This is a genomic window from Proteocatella sphenisci DSM 23131, assembly GCF_000423525.1.
Taxonomy (GTDB): domain Bacteria; phylum Bacillota; class Clostridia; order Peptostreptococcales; family Filifactoraceae; genus Proteocatella; species Proteocatella sphenisci.
In genome coordinates this window covers 53,270-74,309 of record NZ_AUID01000002.1, presented here as the reverse complement: position 1 = coordinate 74,309, position 21,040 = coordinate 53,270, and the positions used below count along the sequence as shown (strand labels likewise).

19 protein-coding genes are annotated in these 21,040 nt (G+C 35.4%); 10 read left to right on the top strand and 9 right to left on the bottom strand.

All coding sequences use genetic code 11. From position 1 onward, the window contains the following. Positions 1-26: 26 nt before the first annotated feature. From G558_RS0101335 to G558_RS0101325, 3 genes are read right to left on the bottom strand one after another with little or no spacing between them, the layout of a single operon-like run. Positions 27-1,439 (bottom strand): MBOAT family O-acyltransferase, encoded by a 1,413-nt coding sequence (locus tag G558_RS0101335; protein ID WP_028828550.1) that lies wholly within the window; start codon positions 1,437-1,439, stop codon positions 27-29. 42 nt (positions 1,440-1,481) lie between these two features. Next, entirely contained in the window at positions 1,482-1,988 is a 507-nt protein-coding gene (locus tag G558_RS0101330) for a DUF4358 domain-containing protein (protein ID WP_051188387.1), read from the bottom strand. Between the two features lie 11 nt (positions 1,989-1,999). Beyond that, positions 2,000-2,785 carry a GDSL-type esterase/lipase family protein gene (locus G558_RS0101325; protein ID WP_028828548.1) on the bottom strand — a complete coding sequence of 262 codons (786 nt, stop codon included), beginning with the start codon at positions 2,783-2,785 and terminating at the stop codon, positions 2,000-2,002. Between the two features lie 157 nt (positions 2,786-2,942). Here G558_RS0101325 and G558_RS14095 point away from each other — a divergent pair, with 157 nt between their 5' ends. The 3 genes from G558_RS14095 to G558_RS0101310 are packed head-to-tail and all read left to right on the top strand — an operon-like array spanning position 2,943 to position 4,943. Further along, complete coding sequence (locus G558_RS14095; RefSeq protein ID WP_028828547.1) at positions 2,943-3,284, top strand: hypothetical protein; 342 nt, start codon at positions 2,943-2,945, stop codon at positions 3,282-3,284. 49 nt (positions 3,285-3,333) lie between these two features. Beyond that, positions 3,334-4,146, top strand: coding sequence for a Cof-type HAD-IIB family hydrolase (locus tag G558_RS0101315; RefSeq protein ID WP_028828546.1), 813 nt, complete (start codon positions 3,334-3,336; stop codon positions 4,144-4,146). A gap of 26 nt (positions 4,147-4,172) precedes the next feature. After that, the gene (locus G558_RS0101310) at positions 4,173-4,943 is read left to right on the top strand and encodes a ComF family protein (protein WP_028828545.1); all 771 of its coding nucleotides are present in this window, start codon (positions 4,173-4,175) and stop codon (positions 4,941-4,943) included. A gap of 40 nt (positions 4,944-4,983) precedes the next feature. Here the strand turns inward: G558_RS0101310 and G558_RS0101305 are convergent, their stop codons facing one another. The 6 genes from G558_RS0101305 to G558_RS0101280 all read right to left on the bottom strand — a co-directional run bounded on the left by G558_RS0101305 (position 4,984) and on the right by G558_RS0101280 (position 11,644). Then, positions 4,984-6,450: a carbon starvation CstA family protein gene (locus G558_RS0101305; protein ID WP_028828544.1), complete on the bottom strand. Its 1,467-nt coding sequence runs from the start codon at positions 6,448-6,450 to the stop codon at positions 4,984-4,986. Between the two features lie 177 nt (positions 6,451-6,627). Continuing rightward, positions 6,628-7,329, bottom strand: coding sequence for a LytR/AlgR family response regulator transcription factor (locus G558_RS0101300; RefSeq protein WP_028828543.1), 702 nt, complete (start codon positions 7,327-7,329; stop codon positions 6,628-6,630). 12 nt (positions 7,330-7,341) lie between these two features. Beyond that, positions 7,342-9,006, bottom strand: a complete 1,665-nt coding sequence (locus G558_RS0101295) for a sensor histidine kinase (protein ID WP_028828542.1) — start codon at positions 9,004-9,006, stop codon at positions 7,342-7,344. Between the two features lie 18 nt (positions 9,007-9,024). Then, entirely contained in the window at positions 9,025-9,606 is a 582-nt protein-coding gene (locus G558_RS0101290) for a TlpA family protein disulfide reductase (protein ID WP_028828541.1), read from the bottom strand. A 48-nt stretch (positions 9,607-9,654) separates the two neighbouring features. Beyond that, positions 9,655-10,347 (bottom strand): cytochrome c biogenesis CcdA family protein, encoded by a 693-nt coding sequence (locus G558_RS0101285; protein WP_028828540.1) that lies wholly within the window; start codon positions 10,345-10,347, stop codon positions 9,655-9,657. Between the two features lie 28 nt (positions 10,348-10,375). Further along, on the bottom strand, positions 10,376-11,644 hold the full coding sequence (locus tag G558_RS0101280) for an aminopeptidase (protein ID WP_242825191.1): 1,269 nt from the start codon (positions 11,642-11,644) through the stop codon (positions 10,376-10,378). Between the two features lie 559 nt (positions 11,645-12,203). On the opposite strand from G558_RS0101280, the gene G558_RS0101275 reads away from it, so the two are divergent. From G558_RS0101275 to G558_RS0101245, 7 genes are all read left to right on the top strand, one after another. Continuing rightward, entirely contained in the window at positions 12,204-13,352 is a 1,149-nt protein-coding gene (locus G558_RS0101275) for a DUF3798 domain-containing protein (protein ID WP_028828538.1), read from the top strand. A gap of 115 nt (positions 13,353-13,467) precedes the next feature. Next, entirely contained in the window at positions 13,468-15,060 is a 1,593-nt protein-coding gene (locus G558_RS0101270) for a sugar ABC transporter ATP-binding protein (RefSeq protein WP_028828537.1), read from the top strand. After that, positions 15,053-16,093 carry an ABC transporter permease subunit gene (locus G558_RS0101265; RefSeq protein WP_028828536.1) on the top strand — a complete coding sequence of 347 codons (1,041 nt, stop codon included), beginning with the start codon at positions 15,053-15,055 and terminating at the stop codon, positions 16,091-16,093. The genes G558_RS0101270 and G558_RS0101265 overlap by 8 nt, the downstream gene beginning before the upstream one ends. Further along, positions 16,093-17,397 (top strand): ABC transporter permease subunit, encoded by a 1,305-nt coding sequence (locus G558_RS0101260; protein WP_084502771.1) that lies wholly within the window; start codon positions 16,093-16,095, stop codon positions 17,395-17,397. The genes G558_RS0101265 and G558_RS0101260 overlap by 1 nt, the downstream gene beginning before the upstream one ends. A gap of 294 nt (positions 17,398-17,691) precedes the next feature. Further along, the gene (locus tag G558_RS0101255; RefSeq protein ID WP_028828534.1) at positions 17,692-18,012 is read left to right on the top strand and encodes a hypothetical protein; all 321 of its coding nucleotides are present in this window, start codon (positions 17,692-17,694) and stop codon (positions 18,010-18,012) included. A gap of 1 nt (position 18,013) precedes the next feature. Continuing rightward, positions 18,014-19,060, top strand: coding sequence for a V-type ATPase subunit (locus G558_RS0101250; protein ID WP_028828533.1), 1,047 nt, complete (start codon positions 18,014-18,016; stop codon positions 19,058-19,060). After that, positions 19,051-21,039: a V-type ATP synthase subunit I gene (locus tag G558_RS0101245; protein WP_028828532.1), complete on the top strand. Its 1,989-nt coding sequence runs from the start codon at positions 19,051-19,053 to the stop codon at positions 21,037-21,039. Before G558_RS0101250 ends, G558_RS0101245 begins: the two co-directional genes overlap by 10 nt. Position 21,040 lies beyond the last annotated feature (1 nt).

Here is a 21,040-nt window from a genome sequence, read left to right as displayed (position 1 = left end):
AATTATATTGTAAAATTAATTTTAAATTAAAATCTGAAATAAAGAAAAGGGTTATAAGTCTCGGTTACAAGGTATGCTGTAGACATTATTAATATAAATACATGAAGCAGAGCTGCTATAGAATACTGCAATTTATTGTCTGTGTTTTCCTCTGGAGAAAAGATTTTTTTAAACAAAGGGGTACAAAACAGTGCGGAAATTACAAGTATGACAGCATAGGATTGAAAGTAATATAAAGAGGCCGAATCAACAAAGGGATTTTTTGAAAAACCTGACATTATATGCAGATAATGTTTCGCAACTCCTATGTCTTCAATAGCGAAGAAAACCCAGCCGGTTATGACGGCAAGCATGCAGTAAATATGCGAAAAAATCCCAGGCATGGAATCCAGAAATTTTTTAAGAAACATCTTTTCTATAAGAAGAAGACATCCATAGTAAATTCCCCAGATTACGAAATTCCAGCTTGCTCCATGCCATAGGCCGGTAAGCATCCATACAGCCATTATATTTCTTATTTGTTTTATTTTGCTGCATCTATTTCCGCCAAGCGGAATATATACATATTCTCTAAACCATGTTCCAAGAGATATATGCCATCTTCTCCAGAATTCAGTTACGCTTTTTGAAACATAGGGATGGTCAAAGTTTTCTATGAATTCAAAACCAAACATTCTCCCAAGTCCTATAGCCATGTCTGAATACCCTGAAAAATCAAAATAGATTTGAAAAGTGTAGGCAATTATCCCGAGCCACGCAGAAAAGGCAGACATAGTGGACACATCCAAAGCATAAGTCAAATTCCAAAGAGCTCCCATATTATTAGCTATCAGAACTTTTTTGCCAAGTCCTTGTATAAATCTCAAGGCACCCTCACCGAACTTGTGTGATGATATTTCCCGGTTTTCGAGTTGTGAATCAATATCGCTGTATCGAACTATGGGACCTGCTATTAGTTGCGGGAACATGGTTACATAAAGTGCAAAGGATACAGGGTTTTTCTGCAATTTCACTTTTCCAAGATATACGTCTATTATGTAAGACAATACCTGAAAAGTATAAAATGAGATTCCAATGGGAAGTGGAAGATCTCTGCTAACTATCCCTGCATTAAAAATCAAATTTATATTATCGGTTATAAAGCCAAAGTATTTAAAAAATCCGATTATAAATATATTAAAAAGAACGGCGGTGAGAAAAACTACCTTTCTAAGCGCCATCTTATTTTCAATTTTAAGTTTTTCGATAAATATTCCGTAAGCAAAATTGATAAGTATTGATGAAATCATCAAAAGTACATATACCGGTTCGCCCCAGGCATAAAAGAAAAGACTAACCGCAAGCAATGTCAGATTTTTCATCTTCATTGGTGATATAAAGTAAAGAGCCAGAGATACTGGCAAAAATGTAAATAGAAAAAATATACTGCTAAAAATCACTTTTTTTCCTCTTCCTGTCATTAATTTTAAAATATGCCTATGCTAGATTGCATCAATAAATGCTTTTTTAAGATTTTCGGCATTTTTACCCACAGCATAGAATACATAATTGTTTTTTATTTTTATAATGTAATCTTCAAGCAGGGCGCATTGCTCCGGTCCGTAGCCGCCAAAGCTCTCGAGTTGGGAAGCTACGCGAGCTTCTATGGATGATTCTACAGCGTCAATCTGAGTATCGTCGCTAAGTTTTATTATCATAAGTTCACTGACATCCATTGATGAAGATGGAGAATACAAGACAAGATTCTCGTAATCAGAAAGATTAAGACCATAAAAACGTTTCAGTGATTTGGAAGGATTCGCTGAAATTGTCATAGTTTCATCGTTTACAGACCCTCTAATGTCTGCGGTGATTTGTTCAAAATCAACATTGTTTTTTTCGGAAGTATCTTTGCTGCATCCGCTTAGCATCATAAAGAAAATTGCAAGAATCATGCAGGAAATAATTTTTTGTGATATGTTTTTATTAATTTTAAATTTAATATTCATTATAAATTCTCCTAAATGCCAATATGTGTTTTAATGAATTCAAGCCAAATCGGGTAGTATTGCGTTTTAAAATGGATACCATCATGGGCATAGTAATCGGAGTTGCTCTTTAAAAGACTTGCAGAATCAAGGAACACAGTCCCTGTGTCAGCACACATTTTCACCAGAGCTTTATTAAAATCGTCACTCCTCTTAAAGAGAGGCTTTTTTTCTTTAACAAAATCCATGACAGGATATACAGAGTTAACATATATTTGTGTATCAGGGAGTTGTTTTTGTATGGAGCTTATAAGGTCTTTGTAATGCGATATGAAAGCATCTGTTGTTTTAAACAGTAACATGTCGTTTACTCCATAGAGCATGACGATTTTTTGTGGACTAAGTGATTTCACTGCGTCTATATCTTCTTTTGCAGAAATTACATTTCGGCCTTTGATTGCTATGACTGAAGATGAATCCGTATATCCATACAGGCTTAATGGCTCAGCCTGAGAGTCTCCCATAAAAACAACGGATTCGAAAATCTTTTTGTATACAGATTTTGATAGTTTGTTTTTTTGTGACTCTGATTTTTTTGAACTTAAAAGTTCTGATTGTACTTTTCTTATTTTTTCTTCAATTCCTGGTATTTCACTGTTTTCCATATTTTTAAGAAGCTCAACATTAGGTAGAACTTCTTCTTGGTTGGAAGCGGAAACGCTTATTTCATGTTCATACTTATTCTCAAGTAAATAGTATGTGAAAAACAGAAAAAAAAGTATTAAGGAAATATATATTATTCTCTTTTTTATTTTCATAATTAAAATCCTATGCTTAATATAATTTTTACTTCTCAAAAGTTTATGATACCATATTTTAAATAAAAAGCATATATGAACTGTAAGTTTATTGTAACTAAAAAAAATATTAAATGATATATAATACATAGATAAATAAAAATCAAGGAGATGGAAAATGGGAATTTTATTAATAATATTTACGGTCATGATTGTAATATCATTGTTGGCAATAGTATTACTCTTTATTAATGGAGGAAAGTATGGCGAAAACACGGTGGTATTTAATTCTATAGCAATGTGGGCTATTTTTATTTCATGGATGGACATTACATCACTTCCTGTAAATTACACGACACAACCATTTATTTATCAGTTAAAAATGGGTATTTCGGTTCTGTTTGGAGCTATGTCTATACTTGCTGTGTTCATTTTTTTCATGAAAAGAGAAAAACTTATTTATGCAAGAGTCATAATGGCTGGAGCCATAGCGGGCGGACTACTGGGACTGCTTTTATAGCAAAACCTTTAAATTATGAAATTCCATACATGCAAATAAGGAGCCTTTAATGTACAAATTAGTTTCGCTTGATATGGACAATACAACACTTGACCATAATCATATGATAAGCAAAAAAACAAAAGAAACACTGGAAAAAGCCCATAAAAAAGGGGTGAAGATAATAATGAATACAGGCAGGACCCATAATGAATCAGAGAAATATCTTGAATATCTGGATTTTATTGATTACAGCGTAACTTCAAATGGGTCAGTCGTTTATGAAAAAAACAGAGATAGGTTTTATCGTGTAAATGAACTAAAAACGGAGTATATAAAGCAGGCACAGAAAATATGCAGAAAATATAAAGAAAAAATAATTTTTCTTGTAGCAGACGAGACAAGATGCTATATTGAAAAAATCTATACTTCAAGTAAGGCCATGGATATTTACAATGAAATAATAGGAATTGAACTCATGGAAGTAGAAGACCTGGTAGATTTTTTTGAAAGCAGATTTGCAGGAAAATCTGTGATAATGGGTGAGCGAAAAATTCTAGAAACAGTAAAGAGCGAACTGGAGGACATTTTTGGAGAAGATATTCAGTTGAGATATTCTCTGGAATATGCACTTGAGATTCTTAATCCGGAGATGGATAAATCAGAGGGGCTTAAACTCATAATGAAACTGTGCGGTATTAAAAAAGAAGAGGTCATTGCCATAGGTGATGGAGAAAACGACATTGGAATGCTTAAACAGGCCGCTCTTGGAATTGCAGTGGCTAACGCATGTGAGCCTCTTAAAAAAATTGCTGACTATGTCACTTTGAGCAATATTGAAGACGGAGTAGCCCATGCTATAGAAAAATTTGTGCTCATATAACGATTATTTCCTACAGGAGATATAATATGCATGAAATCCTGTTTCCCCAAAATACATGCTGTATATTTTGCAATATACCAATAAGCCGAGATAACAGATATAGCGTGTGTAAGACTTGTTTTGAAAAGATAGAATTTATTGAAGAAATCTGCACACACTGTGGCCGAAATGGGGGCCATAGCAGTCTGTGCACTTTTTGTCATGGGGATCATTATTATTTTGATAAGATATACAGCATAATTAAGTATAATGATTTTATTCATGGCAAGATATACGGATACAAATACGGGCACAAGAATTTTCTGGCCAGGTATTTTGCAGCTATTACAAATGACTTTATAAGTGAGAACTCATTGAAATATGACTTTGTGACCGGAGTTCCTATATCTGGAAAAAGAATGAGGAGCAGAGGTTTTAATCAGACTTATATAATCGCTGAAAAGCTTGGTGATAAGGAAAAGTATGTTGAATTATTTATAAGGAACAAGCATACTGCATTTTTGTCAAAGCTTTCTGATCCACAGAGAAAAAATGAAATTAAGGGGGCCTTTGAAATTAACCAAGGCGTCATGGACAAGGTATTAGAAAAGTTTTACTCAGGGGCAGATGCTAAAGAAAACGGGACAAAGCTGAGAATTCTCATTTTTGACGATATATTTACTACAGGGACAACGCTCAATGAACTTGCTTTAATGCTGAAAAAGAGTGTTGCGGATGTTGAAATAATAGGGCTCACCCTATGTAATGCGCGAAAAATCCATATAAATGACAGAAAAAAATCTGCTTCTGAATTATAATAGGAGCAGATTTTTTTGTTATTTTATATGGATTTTATAACTAAATAGCTTTTTTATCAGGAAGTTTGTCAGATGAAGAGGCAAGTTTCTTTCCTTGCGCAATAGTCATATGAGCATATATTCCAGTTAGAAACAAAGAACCTATATATGATACATTCATAGGAAGTCTTAAACCAATCTGTGCATTTAAAATATAACTTGATATTATGAACATATAAAACATTCCTGGAAGCAGGGATACAAAATAATTTTTACTGTTCTTGATAAGGTATATAGTTATCATAGAAAAGGCAAACACTGCAATTGTCTGGTTACTCCATGCAAAGTATCTCCACAATATATTAAATCCTTCAGAGCTTGTTTTTGCAAAAACAAGTATCCCTGCAACAAATGCGAATATTATAGCTGAAAGAGTAAATCTTTTTGCAGGCGTTTTTTGGTCTATATTTAAAAAATCTGCAAGCATAAGTCTTAGTGCTCTTAGCGCTGTGTCTCCTGAAGTTATAGGAAGAACGATGACTCCTATTATAGCTATAAACCCACCTATATTACCAAGAAGATCCCTAGAAACCAGACCTATTACGGCAGGGCTGCCTACGAGCTCGGGAGCTATTCCTTTATTGTATATACCCATGGCTGCTGCGGCCCATATCATGGCTATAAAACCTTCAAGGAGCATCATATTAAAGAATGTAGTTTTTCCTTCTTTTTCACTTGTTACAGACCTGGCTATAAGCGTAGACTGAGTTGAGTGAAAGCCTGATACTATTCCACAGGCTACAGTAACAAAGAATATGGGAATAAAAGGGATTCCCTGAGGATGTATACCCATCCAGTTTGAGGCACTTAAATTAGTAAGCTCGTAACCTTTTGTAAATATGCCAACTCCAACTCCCACGGCTGAAAGAAGCAGAATTGCTCCAAATACTGGATATATTTTCCCAATAATCTTGTCTATAGGAAAAAGTGTAGCACACAGATAATAAACAAATATTGCACCATATACGATCCATACAGTAGGATTATCTATTGTAGCTTTTTGACCCAATATCTGAGTAACTGCAAGGTCTCCGGGAGTGTATATGAAAACTGCTCCCACTAGAAGCATCAACAGTGAAAGAAATACGTTATAGAATTGAAATATTTTGCCACCCATATATTTTTTTACGAGTGAAGGCATCTGATCGCCATTCTCACGAAGACACATCATACCGGACATGTAGTCATGAACAGCTCCTCCAAGAACACATCCCAGCGGGATCGTAATAAAAGCTATAGGTCCAAAAAGTATACCTTGGATAGGCCCAAGTATGGGTCCTGTTCCAGCTATATTGAGTAATTGGATGAGTGAATTTTTCCATTTTGACATGGGTACAAAGTCCACACCGTCATTTTTGGTAATTGCAGGTGTTTTTCTGTCATCTGGGCCAAAAAGTTTATCAATGTAAGTCCCGTAAACAATTCCTCCCAAAATAAGTATTACCATACCGATTAAAAAAGTAACCATAGTTTTTATCCTCCTGATTATAGTTTTACAGCATTAAGAAAGTATAACCTGATATTAACAGGTATTTATTAGTTCTATTTATATGTAATGCTGTACTTATTAATTTAATAATACTGCAACTTTGATAAATAATATGGTAAAAGGCATGAAAAAACAATAAAAGCACATGAAGTGCTTTTATATGCCCATGATATTTTTAAATTCGGAAATCTTGTTTCGACTTACTGGAATATCTAATATTTCACCTTCGATTTTTAACATGTAAGTATTATTGAACCAAGGAATAATCTCGATTATTTTTTCTATGTTTATTATATATGACCTGTGACTCCTGAAAAAGGAATTTTTGGGAAGTTTTTTATAAAAATCAGTTATACTGAGGTTGACCCTATATTCAGTTTCATTAGCATATATAAGGGTTTCATGTCCCTTTGCCTCACAGTAGGAAATATCTGATATCCTGGTAACTATCATTTTGTCATTCTTCCAGAGTGTTATTTTGCTGGCAAGGTTTATGCACAGTTCTTGTTTCTCAAGTTTTTTGATAGTAGTGACAATTCTTTCTTCAGAATAGGGCTTGAGTATATAGTCATATGCATCTATTTCAAATGCATCCACAGCAAAATCTTTGTGGGCTGTTATAAACACTATCAAAGGCGGTTTTGGAAAACGGTTTATTATACGGCTCAGCGACATGCCGTCGAGTTTTGGCATATGTATATCCATAAATACGATGTCGATCTGATGTTGTTCAATATAGGCAAGTGCCTGAACAGAGTCATCAAATTCTTTTAGAATTTTTATAGCGCTGAAGTTATTGATAAAATATTTAAGTTCTTCTCTTGATGGAAATTCATCATCAACAATTATACAATTCAAAATAAGACCTCCTTATTGTTTGAGCGTGAAAACTATTCGACTCCCGTAATCGAGTTCATCAATGAAAAGCCCCTGTCCATAGATGCACTTTAGTCGCTTGTGGACATTCAAGAGTCCTATTTTTGTATTATCTATATCATCATTATAGATACCCTTAATTATCTCTTTGGAAATCCCGCACCCATCGTCTTCGATGCATACTTGTATGGAATCATCTTTAATTTTTCTAATCTTTATACTTACACTGCCGCTGCCACTTCCCTCAAGGATCCCATGTTTTATAGAATTTTCAACTAGAGGCTGGATTATAAGGCTGGGAATTTTTATATCAAGGTTTTCTTCTATATCATAAATAACATTAAGTTTATCGCCAAATCTTGCTTTTTCTATTTCAACGTAAGCTTTGACTTGCTCAATTTCCTTGTTGATATCAACAAAATTTTCGCCAGACTCAATATTATGACGCAAATAAGTGGACAGATTTATTATGAGTTTTCTTGCCTCATCAGGATTTATCCGTATAAAAGAAACAATCGTGTTCAGTGCATTAAATAAAAAATGTGGATTTATCTGTGCCTGGAGTGCCTTTATTTCAGCTTTGTTTGCCATGTTTTTGAGTTCGCCAAGTTTACTTATTTCCAGTTGGGTAGAAATGAGCTGAGAAAGCCCCGCGGCAAGTTTAACGTTCCTGTAGGATATAGCGTTTTCTTTGCAGTAGTATATTTTAAGGGTTCCCGAAACAGTAGCATCCTCCTTAAGAGGGGATATTAATGCAGATTTTAACTGGCAATTTGGGTTGTTACAACATATATTATCTTTACCCGATAAAGTAATGAGTTGACCATCTATTATGACCTTTTTTGTAGCCTGGGTTTCGATCTTATTTCCCTTTATATGGTGGTCTGAACCAATTCCTACATGAGCTAAAATACAAGTCCTGTCTGTTATGGCAACGGCATCGGCACAAACAGCATCCTTTATTATGCTGCATATGTTTTCAAGGGAATTTTCGTCCATTTCTCTGAAGTGAGGAAGGGTTTTGTTTGCTATCTCAAGAGCAATTTGAGCCTGTTCAGCAGATATTTCATCTTTTTCTTTAAAAATCCTCTGTATTATAAGGATAAGTATTGCTATTCCAATGGCGTTTGCAAAGCTCATAGGGAAATAAATACTCCTGACGATGTTAAGGGCTGTGTTAAAGTCAGGAACCATAAACATTATAAGGATCATTTCAAATGACTGAATTGCAAGACCTGTAAAAAATCCCCAGGCCCACTTGTTGGAATTATCTGATTTTGTATATATGTATCCGGAGACTAAGCCGGATATTATAGTCGTTATGCTGCATGGTATTGTCGTAATTCCATGGGGGTCTAAAAGAAAACGGTGGATACCTGCAATAAGGCCAGATGTTATTCCGACAAATGGGCCACAGAGGATTCCACCAGACATTATGCCTATAATACGGGTGTTTGCAATTGCTCCGTTAATCTCTGTTCCGGTATAGGTACCAAGTATTCCAAAAGCCCCAAATATAAGAGAAAGAAGAATTAGATTCTTCTTTCTTAGTTCATCCTTTTGAATAAGGGTTTTGAACACATTTATATTGGATACTAAAAAAGCTATTAGCAGTATATAACCAAGGTTGTTTGAAAGACTCCTTAACAATTCTATCATATTATTATCTCCAATAAATTATTCGGCATTGGGTTCCATTATGGAATCTATTGAGCTGATAAGGTTGTCTTCTGACATGCTGCCAGCTTGGTAGCTCACAATATTACCTTCTGAATCTATAAAAAAAGTAGTAGGGAGACTGCGGGCACTGTATTTGTAAGATGCATCAAAATCAAGGTCAAAATACATGTCCATATCATATGAATTTTCTTCAAAATACTGACTTGCAGTTTCTACTGTTTCTCTGTCGCCATCTGTAGAATTTATCATAAAGAACTTGACACCTTTTTCAGAGTAAGTGTCAGATGCTTTTTGAAAATAATCCATTTCTGCGCGGCAAGGAGGGCACCAGCTCGCCCAGAAGTTTATTACCATGGGCTGCCCGGCAAAATCACTCAGGAATACTTCGTTATTATCTTTATCATATACCTTAAAATCGGGAGCCTTTACCTTGGTTTCTTCAACCTGATCAGGAGGCAAAGTGTTTTCTGATTCTGAAACCGGGAGTTCTTTGCTGCTTAGTGAATTGTATGCATAAAATGCTCCACCGAACAAAACTAAAATCACAACTATTATTATGGGTAATTTAGTATTTTTCATATATTTCGCCTTTCTATTATAAAACGTAGAAAAATTTATGATTACAAATCAGGAAAAGAATACAAGCAGTTTTGAAAACAAGCCTGTAACCATTAAAATTCCAGCTATTATAAGGAATACCCCAGAAATGTTATTGATTATTTTGTAGTTCTTTTTTATCAAATCAAAAGTTGATTTAAGACTGTTAATAAGGAGAGAAGACAAGATAAAAGGAACTCCAAGTCCTAAACTGTATACCAGTAACATAAGGGAACCCTTGACCATAGTCTGGCTGTTTGCAGCTATCATTAGGGCTGAACCAAGAAATGCCCCTACACATGGAGACCATCCAATTGAAAATACTATGCCAAACAAGACTGATTTACTGAATTTAAAATCTGTGACTCTGTAGTCTATCTTATGGGTGCTTTTAAGAAATTTTATATTGATGACATCTATATAATTGAGACCAAATAATATCATTACGGCTCCAGTAATTATATTAAACATGCGAACATGAGTAAAAACGAATTTGCCTATGCTGCCGGCTGCAGCACCCAGGAGTACAAAAATGATTGTAAATCCAAGTACAAAGCCAATGGAATTCTTGAGTGCTGGATTTTTAAATGAGAATATAGAATCTGTATCTTTTGCGGTGGTGTCCTCTCCCATGAAATAGGTTATATATATGGGAATCATGGGCAAGATGCATGGAGATACAAAAGTAATTATTCCCTCCAAAAATAAAATCAGATAATCCATATTACCCTCTTTTCAGTTTTAAATAGTTTTAGATTGACCAGTTACCATTTTCAAAAATCTGTATCGCCTCTCCAGATTTTTTTAAAGCGACTATATTCAATCTGGGGGAACCTACCATAAAATCATCGTGAACAAGAGATGTATTGAGTCCATGATTTTCGAGCTCTTTTTCAGACATTTTTTCTCCACCCTCTATACAGCTTGGATAAGCTTCTCCAAAAGCAAGGTGACAAGATGCATTTTCATCAAAAAGTGTATTAAAAAATATTGTATTGGAGTTGGATATAGGAGAATCGTGAGGTACCAGTGCAACTTCTCCAAGATATGACGCTCCCTCATCTGTAGCAAGCAGCTCTTTGAGAGTATCAAGACCCTTTTGTGCACTTACATCTACGACTTTTCCATCTTTAAAGTAAAGTACAAAATTCTCTACAAGATTTCCGTTACAGTTAAAAGGCAGAGTGCTTGAAATGTAGCCATTGACTCCTGTTTTTTCTGGAGCTGTAAAGACTTCTTCAGTAGGCATGTTAGCATTAAAATAGATACCAGCTGCATTTTTTTCGCAGCCGCCGCTCCAGATGTGGTTGTCTGGAAGTTCTACAGTTAAATCTGTACCTTTTGTTATTCCAGTTCCTTCTGATTTATAGTGAAGAGATTTAAACTGCATTGAATTAAGATAATCGGTTTTAGACCTCAGACTTTCATTATGTTCATCCCATGCTTTTGCAGGATCTGCAGCATTTACTCTTGAAGCTTCTAAAATTCTATTCCAAAGTTTGTCTACCGCTTCATCTGATGAGAGATTTGGAAAGACTTTTTTTGCCCATTCTGGTGTAGGGGCGCCTGCAACTACCCAGGAAAGCTCACTGCTCATGGTATATCTGTTTACCTTCTTCATTCCCTGAGAATTTGTTTTATTTGCAAGCCCTGTTATTTCGGCAGGTACATCTGAAAAAACATCAGGGTCATCACCGCTTATACGTATGAAACAGGCATTGTTTTTGCATAATTCTTCATATCCATCTGCTCTCCACTTTGGAAAATAAGAGATCGCTGCCTCTGCCCCGTATAGATATTTTTCTTTTTCGGCAAGGCTGTCTATATACTCAAGCATTACATATGAAGCACTGTGTTGATAACATTTTCGAAGAACCAGTCTCATAAATTCGCTTGCGCCTATAGGGCCTCTGAGTATAACTGGTTGTCCTTTTTGCAGATTTACGCCCTTAGTTACAATAAGCTCTGCATATTTTTCTATAAGGGACATCTTGATTGGGTCAAAATTTTCAAATTTCATATTTGGAATACTCCTTTATTGTTGTATTTTAAATAAAATTTATAATTATTAAGATTATATCATAATATGCAGTTATTAATGAAGCGATTTGTGACAATGTCACAAATGTAAAAAAAAATTTAAAATTATATTTGACAAAGCAGGGACTTATAAAGTAAAATAAGGAAGCTTTGAGAGTCTGTGGTTGAGAGTCCAGGCCAGACGCGGGCAAAGGGACCCACGTAAGCTTTGACAAAAATGTACAAAGTGAGCATGGCGCGTCTTAGATGTAAGTCCTGCCGATAAAAAATCGAGAGAGCAAAGTAGTGATGTGAACCAGAGCGAAATTTCCAGCAGGCGAGTGTGGGGGAAAAGATCAGGTCAGTCTCAGAGTAAAAGAGGCCAGTTGAGTAATATCAACTGGTCTTTTTTTTTGATTTAATTTGTTTTCAAGTGATTGTTTTCAAAATAATCTAAATAATATGTTAAAAATAAGTAGACTTATGTAAAAAAATGTAGTATTATAAGCATACACAAAATTGTAAATAATCTTACAAAGATGAAAAGGGAGAAACTGACTATGAAAAGAGTTCTAGCAGCACTTTTAAGTGCAACGATGATTTTCGGATTGGCAGCTTGTGGTTCTGGAACAGAATCAGGGGAAGCAGCAGAATCAACTGAAACGCCTACATATAAAATAGGCATATTGACAGGAACCGTTTCACAAGGAGAAGAAGAGTTCCGAGCAGCAGAAAAAATGAAGGAAAAGTATGGAGATATGATAATTACAAAAACATATCCAGACAACTTCATGAAAGAAACTGAGACAACTATATCAAATTTTATGAGTCTTGCATCAGATCCTGATGTTAAAGCTATAGTTATGTGTCAGGCAGTTCCAGGAGCATCTGCTGCAATCGATCAGGCCAAAGAACTTAGAGACGACTTACTTATAATTGCCGCTACACCGGGAGAAGACCCTGACATGATAGCTTCAAAAGCAGACCTTGTGCTTGTTGCTGATGAGATCGGAATGGGACAGACTATAATTGATGAAGCAGTTAAAATGGGAGCAAAGACTTTCATTCACTATTCATTCCCAAGACATATGTCATATCAGATGCTTGCAGCAAGAAGAGATCTTTTAAGACAAAATGCTGAGGCAGCAGGACTTGTATTTGTAGATGCAACTGCACCAGACCCAACAGGAGACGCAGGAGTTCCTGGAACACAACAGTTTATACTTGAAGACATTCCAAGAAAAGTAGCAGAATTTGGAACAGAGACTGCATTCTTTGGAACAAACTGTTCAATGCAAGAGCCTATGATAAAAGCAATAATAGAAACTAAAGCTCTTTATCCACAGCAATGCTGTCCATCACCATTCCACGGATACCCAGGAGCACTTGGTATTGAAATACCAGAAGACAAAGCTGGAGACGTTCCTTTTGTAATCGAGCAGATAACTGCAAAGGTTGGAGAAGCTGGAATGAGCGGAAGAATGGCAACTTGGCCAGTTCCAATAAACATGATGTTTGTTGAAGGCGGAGTTGAATATGCAAAAGCTTACCTTGATGGAGATTTTGCAGATAAGGTTGATTTTGATAAAGTATCAGAAATTCTTAGTTCAGTTGGAGGAACAGTAACTATAACTCCTTACACTAACGAAGCTACAGGAACAACATTTGAGAATTATCTAATGGTATTGTCTGAATATGTAGTATTTTAATTTTGTGTAGAAAATAACAATAAATGAATAAAGGCTACCAGTTTTGGTAGTCTTTATTTAAATTAAAAGTAAAATTCAGAAAATTGAGAAAAATAAACGAAGGGAGGTAATTTTTATGAATGAATACGTTTTATCTATGAAAGGAATAGAAAAAACTTACTTTGGCAATAAAGTGCTTAAAGGTGTAGATCTGGAAGTTAAAAAAGGCGAGATACATGCTCTGCTTGGAGAAAACGGCGCAGGAAAATCTACACTTATGAATATTTTATTTGGAATGCCAGTGATTCACTCCACAGGAGGATTTGAAGGAAAAGTAACCTTTAATGGAGAAGAAATTCATATAAAATCACCAAAACAGGCAATGGAGATGGGCATAGGAATGGTCCATCAGGAATTTATGCTTATACCAGGATTTACTGTTGCTGAAAATGTAAAGCTTAACAGAGAGATACTAAAAAGTAATCCTGTCAGCAAAGTGTTTGGACAGTCAATGAAAACTCTGGATATAAAAAAGATGGAAGCAGATGCGAGAACAGCTCTGGACACACTTGGAATGGATTTTAGTGAAAAGGAACATGTGTCTCATCTTCCGGTTGGATACATGCAGTTTATAGAAATTGCAAGAGAAATCGATAAATCCAATGTAAAGCTTCTTGTTTTTGACGAACCTACGGCGGTACTGACAGAAAGCGAAGCGGAACAGCTCATAAAAGCTATGAAAAAAATCGCTGATTCAGGAATTGCAATACTATTTATAACACACAGGCTCGATGAGGTTATGTCGGCTACAGAAAACATAACAATACTTAGAGATGGAACACTCGTATGCAAGCTTGCCACATCAGAGACCAACATTGAGGAAATAGCTCAAAAAATGGTAGGACGTGAAGTAGAGATGCTTACAAAAGAAAAAAGTGCAGAAAACCACGAAGTTATAATGTCAATCAAAAACTTGAGAGTACATATGCCAGCTGAAGAGGCAAAAGGTATAAGCCTGGATATCATGAAGGGTGAGATACTTGGTATCGGAGGACTGGCAGGACACGGAAAATTAGGTATAGCCAATGGGGTAATAGGTCTTTATCCATCGGCAGGAGACATAATATTCAAAGGCAAAGAATTAAAGCTTGGAGATACCAAAGATATCTTGAAAGAAGGAGTAGCCTTTGTATCAGAAGATAGAAAAGGGGTTGGCCTTCTACTGGATGTATCCATAGAGGAAAATATATCTGCTACCGCTATGCAGATAAAAGAGAAATTCCTGAAAAAAATAGGTTTAAAGCTGGCTGACAATAAGGCTATAAGAGAAAATGCCTTAAAGTATATAGAGTCTCTTGATATAAGGTGTACAGGACCAAAACAGTTTACAAGAAGACTTTCTGGAGGTAATCAGCAGAAGGTGTGCATAGCCAGAGCGCTTACTCTTGAGCCAGAGCTGCTCTTTGTATCAGAACCTACACGTGGTATTGATATAGGAGCAAAAAAGATAGTACTCGATACCTTGGTTGAGCTTAGCAGAGAAAAGGGAATGACCGTTGTAATGACGTCTTCTGAACTTAATGAACTAAGAATGATTTGCGACAGGATAGCCATAATAACAGAAGGCAAAGTAGAAGGAATACTTCTTCCAACTGACAGTGACGTAGATTTTGGACTTATGATGAGTGGAGATTACAAAAAAATCAAAGGAGGAAATCTAAATGGATAATATCAAGAAGAAAGTAAGTTCATTAGGAACTCCAAGACTTATAATTATATCCTTCTTCATAGTTCTTTGCATCGCGGCTGTTCAATTAGGTCTTCCACTGAATAATCTGCTTTCTGATGCGCTTGTAAGAATGGGTATGAACGGCGTACTTGTACTTGCCATGGTGCCAGGCATACTGTGCGGCATAGGTCTTAACTTTGGGATACCAATTGGTATAGTGTGTGGACTCGTGGGAGGACTCATAAGTATAGAGCTTAACCTCACAGGATTTGTAGCTCTATTTGTGGCAATGATAGTTTCAGTGCCCTTTGCTCTTTTTGCTGGCTGGCTTTATGGGCTGCTTCTTAACAGAGTAAAGGGGTCTGAGATGACTGTATCTACATATGCAGGATTTTCAATCATATCGCTTATGTGTATAGTATGGCTGATAGCACCTTTTAAAAGCCTGGAGCTTAAGTGGCCTATAGGTGACGGACTAAGAACCACTATCACTTTGGGAAACAGATATTCTAAAATACTTGATAACTTTGGAGCATTTGAAATATTTGGAATAACTGTTCCAACCGGACTCTTATTATTCTTTGGTTTTTGCTGTGCGCTTATGGCTATATTTCTCAGAACTAAAACTGGGATTGCAATGGCAACTGCGGGAGATAATCCCAGATTTGCAAAGTCATCAGGTATAAACGTAGACAATGCAAGACTTCTTGGAACTATGATATCAACTATGTGTGGAGCTGTAGGTATTATAGTTTACGCACAGAGTTTTGGTTTCTACCAGCTTTATCAGGCTCCCATGATGATGGGGTTTGCAGCAGTAGCATCTATACTTATAGGTGGCGCAAGCTCAAAAAGAGCAACGCTGGTTCACGTAGTATTAGGAACTTTCCTTTTCCAGGGGCTTCTTACTCTTTCTCTTCCGGTAGCAAATAAGATTGTTACAGAAGGAAATCTTTCTGAGGTAATGAGAATAATCGTGCAAAATGGAATTATTCTTTATGCTTTAACAAAGATGGGAGGAGGAAAAGACTAATGGAAAATATAGATAACAAAAAAACTCCGGTAGAGATAATTAATAATAAAATAGACTGGAATAAAAAAATAAAAACAACATTAACAGATAACATAGTGGTTATTATATTCGTGGCACTTTGCCTGATCTGCATTCAGGTGGCTCAGATGCCTATGAGCTTTATAATAAATGAATTGGTGAGCAGACTTTCCAGAAACCTCTTCCTTGTGCTTTCACTAATAATACCAGTACTTGCTGGAATGGGACTTAACTTTGGTATAGTTATAGGAGCCATGGCAGGACAAATCGCACTTATAGCTGTAACTCACTGGGGAATAACAGGACTTGCTGGATTTTCTCTTGCTGTAGCAATCACCATCCCAATATCTATTGTATTTGGTTATCTTACAGGGGTAGTCCTTAACAAGACAAGAGGTCAGGAAATGATTGCAGGTATGATACTTGGATATTTCACCAACGGCCTTTACCAGTTGCTGTTCTTGTTCCTTGTAGGAACGATTATTCCTATGAACAACCCTGTACTTGTGCTGAGCGGTGGGGTAGGAATAAAAAACACCATAGACCTTAACTCCATAAAATATGCACTTGACAGAGCATTTGATCCCTTTTTCAAGATTACATTTGTACATGCAAGCATGGTTATATGCATAGTACTGATTGCACTTTTTGCATATGGAGCTTATAAAAATAAGAAGGAAGACAGATACGAGAAGTATATAAATGCACTAATAAAAGCAGTTATATTTGTTGTTATTTTTGGACTTCTTATAGTTCTTTCCCAACAAAAATCAATAATAAACATGATAAAATTCCCTACGGCGGCATTTCTTGTAATTGCCCTGATATGTATATTTACTAAATTCATCATGGCGACGAAACTTGGACAAGACTTCAGGACTGTTGGTCAGGATATGCATGTTGCAGAAGTTTCAGGAATTAACGTTAACAAGACCAGAATAAAAGCAATAATGATATCCACTGTGCTTGCTGGTGTTGGTCAGCTAATCTTCCTTCAAAATATCGGGACGCTAAATACTTATGGTGGTCACGAGCAGGTCGGCATGTATGCTATTGCTGCCCTTCTCGTAGGTGGAGCATCAGTAAGCAAGGCGACCATAGGACAGGCAATAATAGGAACGGCACTGTTTCATACCTTGTTTATAGTATCGCCACAGGCAGGACAGAACCTGTTTGGTAATGCTCAGATAGGAGAATACTTTAGGGTATTTGTTGCATATGGAGTTATAGGCATATCACTTGCACTCTATGCATGGAAACAGGTAAAGGCAAGAAAAGATCTGTAGTTTACTATGATTTTAATTAAAGTCAGGGTTTATACCCTGGCTTTTTCGTATGATAAAAAATAGATAAACAATAAATAAATAATAAAAATGATAATTGGTGTAAATGAAAGAAAAACAGAGTAAATCAAAGCAAAATAAAGATAATATGAAACTAAAATGAATAAACTGGACGTATAAGCCATATCATATATTTTTAAATACATTTTTAAATTGGTTTTTAAAGAAATAAGGGTATATAATGGTTAAATGTGATATTAAAAAATTACTAAATTTTTGTGGACGGGAGGAAAGACTTTGAAGGACATAATTAAAAATATAATCAAGATTGATAAAGATGCAATACAAAGAGAGGAAGATTTTAAAAACACACTTGAAGATCTGGAACAACGAAAAAAGCTGAGACTCAAGGAAATAAAGGAAAATATTGAAGTAGAAGTAAGATCTCATCTTGAAGAATATCAGAAGAAAATATCCATTGAGACCGAATTGGAGATAGGGCAAATTAGGGAAACGTCAAAAGACAAGGCCAGGGAATTACAGGAAAGATACAGTCAATTTGAAGACAAGGTTATTCAGGATTCGTTTGAGATGATAATAAGAAACCTGGAGGAATAAAATGGGAAGTGCAAGCAAATTTAGTGCTTTGAATACAAAACTGCAGGCTATGGATTCGAAATTGGTCAGCCTGAAAGACTATGACATACTGCTTGGGTTGGACACAGAAAGAGAGATTGGAAACTATATCAAACACAATACCAGATATGCCAGAGTACTGAGTGAATACAGCATAGATAGAATAAGGCGATGGGAATTTGAGCTCGTACTAAGGAAAGAAATAATCACAGATATAGAAAAACTTACAAAGTATTTGCCCACCCACGAAAAAAAATTCATAGAAGCCATGTTTCTAAGGTCGGAAGTAGAAGATATAAAACTTATTCTCAGAGCTGTGAGCAGGAAAGAAGATCTGAAAGAGCTTCCACAGCATTTTGAGCACAGCAAAAAACACGAGACAGTATCGTTTGAAAGGCTTTTAAGCAACAACAGTCTTTTTGATTTAGGAGAAGAATTCAGGGGAACCATTTTTGAAGAAGCTTTCAGGAGCATTACTGAAGAAGACCTCAAATTGAGAGAATTCCATGCAGAGATGAATCTTGATTCAGTATATTTCAGGGAACTGAGAAAAAGAGCAGAAAAACTTTCTACTGAGGATAAGGCAATTGTAGAACATATTATCGGAGTTAATATTGATCTCATAAATATTCAATGGATATACAGGGCAAAACGCTATTATAATCTTATGGATGAAGAAATCTTTAACTATACACTTTTAGGTGGAGAAAAGCTCAATTTAAAGAAAATTAAAAATATAATATACTCAGAAGACAGCATTGATTTAATAATGAAAATGCTTGAAAAATATGGCATAATACTAAATCCTAATGATGATAAGTATCTTCAAGTCATGATAAACAGGCATTTGCTTGAGATGATGACAAAACTGGATAAGGCAAATCCTATGACAATGGCAAAACTGGTAAGATATGTCCACGATTCAGAATTTGAATCTCATGATTTGATTACAATACTTGAAGGAGTAAGATATAAGAACAAAGAAATAAAAAAATTACTTGTAAAAGGTGGTGAGAAAGCTTGGCAATAGAAAAAATGAAGATGCTCAATATAATCTCTCCTGTCGAAAACATACATCCAATCCTTGAAGATCTGGTAATAGACGGAAGCGTCCATATACAAAACTATACGAAATCAAACAGTACAGATAGCCTGACCATGCACAAGGTTAGTGAATTTCTTGAAGATTCTGTAGACCTTGGGAGTATGCAAAAGATAAAATTTGAAAAGACGGATTTTAAAGATTTTTTTGAAAAACTGGATTTTATATCAGACAGCATAGATATGAAACTTGAGATAAACGCAGATATAGACACAACTTATGATTTTCAGAAGATAACAGCTCGATTAAATTCAATGTATAGTGTTATAGCACCTATAAAACTTAAGATGGATAATTTGAAAAGAATCATCAAGGAAAAAGAATATTTTCTTGAAAATATAAGTTTTCTCGACAACGCAGACATAGATATATCAGAGATAAGAGAAATGAAGCACATAAATTATCACATAGGAACTCTTACCAAGGAAAATCGTATAAAGCTTCGTGATAACTACGAAAATATATCGGCTATTGTCCTCCATATAGGGAGTTCTGAAGATGGAGAATCATATCTGATTTTTTCGCCTTCAAAATATGAAGAAGAGACCAACAAGATATTAAGGTCACTTAATTTTAAAGAGATAGACATACCAGATGATATAAGTGGAAATGTTTCGCAGACTTCTAACATAGTAGGTGAACAAATCAAAAAACTGGAAAAAGAATACGGCGAATACAAAGAAGTAATAAAAAATATAAATCAGAGATACCAGGAAGAAATAAGACAGATTTATTCTGAAATACATTTAGAAGAAAAAATAGAATATATGAAAGAAAATATTGCAGTTACAAATAATTTCTTCTACTTTACAGGATGGATACCAGAAGGAAAGATAGATACTATAATTAGCTTTCTTGAATCAAAATATAAGGATATAATTCTTGTTAAAGAAAATTCTGAGGATATAAGCAAAGAAGTAATACCTCCCACAAAACTCAAGAACAACTGGGTAATAAGTCCCTTTGAACTTCTTGTTAATATGTATGGAGTACCCAACTATAACGAAGTAGACCCTACATTTTTCCTTGGAGTAACCTATCTGATCCTTTTTGGAGCAATGTTTGGAGACGTTGGACAAGGTCTTGTTCTCGTAGTGGCGGGTTTCCTGATGCAGAGAAAATCAAAAAAAGGAACTGATTCAAAAGACTATGGAGAAATCCTTTTCAGAATAGGACTGAGTTCGACTCTGTTTGGATTTATGTATGGAAGTGTATTTGGAGACGAAGAGATAATACCGGCGCTTGTAGTAAGACCACTTGAAAACATAAATTTTGTTCTATACAGCGCTATAGGATTTGGAGTAATATTGCTTCTTATAAGTTTTGGAATTTCAATATATAATTTGAAACGCGATCAAAATATAGAAGAATGCTTATTTGGAAGAAATGGACTGGCAGGGCTTATATTTTACGTAGCACTTCTTTCCTTTGGCCTTCAGATGCTCTTAAAGGCAACTTTAATCCCCAATTTAGTACTGGGAATAATTATGGTGGCCTCACTTGCGGCGCTTCTTTTCAAGACCCCTCTTTATGCCTTGATTTTCAGGCAAGAGGCTCATTATGAAGAGGGAAAGGGAACCTACTATATAGAAGGGGGATTCGACCTTGTAGAGACGATTCTCAGCCTTCTTTCAAACTCAATATCATTTATAAGAATAGGAGCATTTGCCCTTAACCACGTTGGACTTTTCCTTGCTTTTTCTACTATGGCAAAGATTGCAAACAGTCCTTTTATTGGAATGGCAATACTCGTACTTGGAAATATAATAATAATTGGTCTGGAAGGACTTATAGTTCTTATTCAGGGACTGAGACTCGAATATTACGAACTTTTCAGTAAATATTTCAAAGGTGATGGAAAATCATATATACCAGTAAAATTCATAGAAGAAGCGGAGGAAGTTTAAG

What these genes read in the sequence shown, in the direction of transcription:
- G558_RS14095 (WP_028828547.1), top strand. Translation starts at nt 2,943, where the DNA reads ATGGGAATTTTATTAATAATATTTACGGTCATGATTGTAATATCATTG.
- G558_RS0101315 (WP_028828546.1), top strand. Translation starts at nt 3,334, where the DNA reads ATGTACAAATTAGTTTCGCTTGATATGGACAATACAACACTTGACCAT.
- G558_RS0101290 (WP_028828541.1), bottom strand. Translation starts at nt 9,606, where the DNA reads ATGAAAAATACTAAATTACCCATAATAATAGTTGTGATTTTAGTTTTG.
- G558_RS0101330 (WP_051188387.1), bottom strand. Translation starts at nt 1,988, where the DNA reads ATGAATATTAAATTTAAAATTAATAAAAACATATCACAAAAAATTATT.
- G558_RS0101250 (WP_028828533.1), top strand. Translation starts at nt 18,014, where the DNA reads ATGGGAAGTGCAAGCAAATTTAGTGCTTTGAATACAAAACTGCAGGCT.
- G558_RS0101285 (WP_028828540.1), bottom strand. Translation starts at nt 10,347, where the DNA reads ATGGATTATCTGATTTTATTTTTGGAGGGAATAATTACTTTTGTATCT.
- G558_RS0101265 (WP_028828536.1), top strand. Translation starts at nt 15,053, where the DNA reads ATGGATAATATCAAGAAGAAAGTAAGTTCATTAGGAACTCCAAGACTT.
- G558_RS0101275 (WP_028828538.1), top strand. Translation starts at nt 12,204, where the DNA reads ATGAAAAGAGTTCTAGCAGCACTTTTAAGTGCAACGATGATTTTCGGA.
- G558_RS0101305 (WP_028828544.1), bottom strand. Translation starts at nt 6,450, where the DNA reads ATGGTTACTTTTTTAATCGGTATGGTAATACTTATTTTGGGAGGAATT.
- G558_RS0101325 (WP_028828548.1), bottom strand. Translation starts at nt 2,785, where the DNA reads ATGAAAATAAAAAAGAGAATAATATATATTTCCTTAATACTTTTTTTT.
- G558_RS0101260 (WP_084502771.1), top strand. Translation starts at nt 16,093, where the DNA reads ATGGAAAATATAGATAACAAAAAAACTCCGGTAGAGATAATTAATAAT.
- G558_RS0101270 (WP_028828537.1), top strand. Translation starts at nt 13,468, where the DNA reads ATGAATGAATACGTTTTATCTATGAAAGGAATAGAAAAAACTTACTTT.
- G558_RS0101310 (WP_028828545.1), top strand. Translation starts at nt 4,173, where the DNA reads ATGCATGAAATCCTGTTTCCCCAAAATACATGCTGTATATTTTGCAAT.
- G558_RS0101280 (WP_242825191.1), bottom strand. Translation starts at nt 11,644, where the DNA reads ATGAAATTTGAAAATTTTGACCCAATCAAGATGTCCCTTATAGAAAAA.
- G558_RS0101295 (WP_028828542.1), bottom strand. Translation starts at nt 9,006, where the DNA reads ATGATAGAATTGTTAAGGAGTCTTTCAAACAACCTTGGTTATATACTG.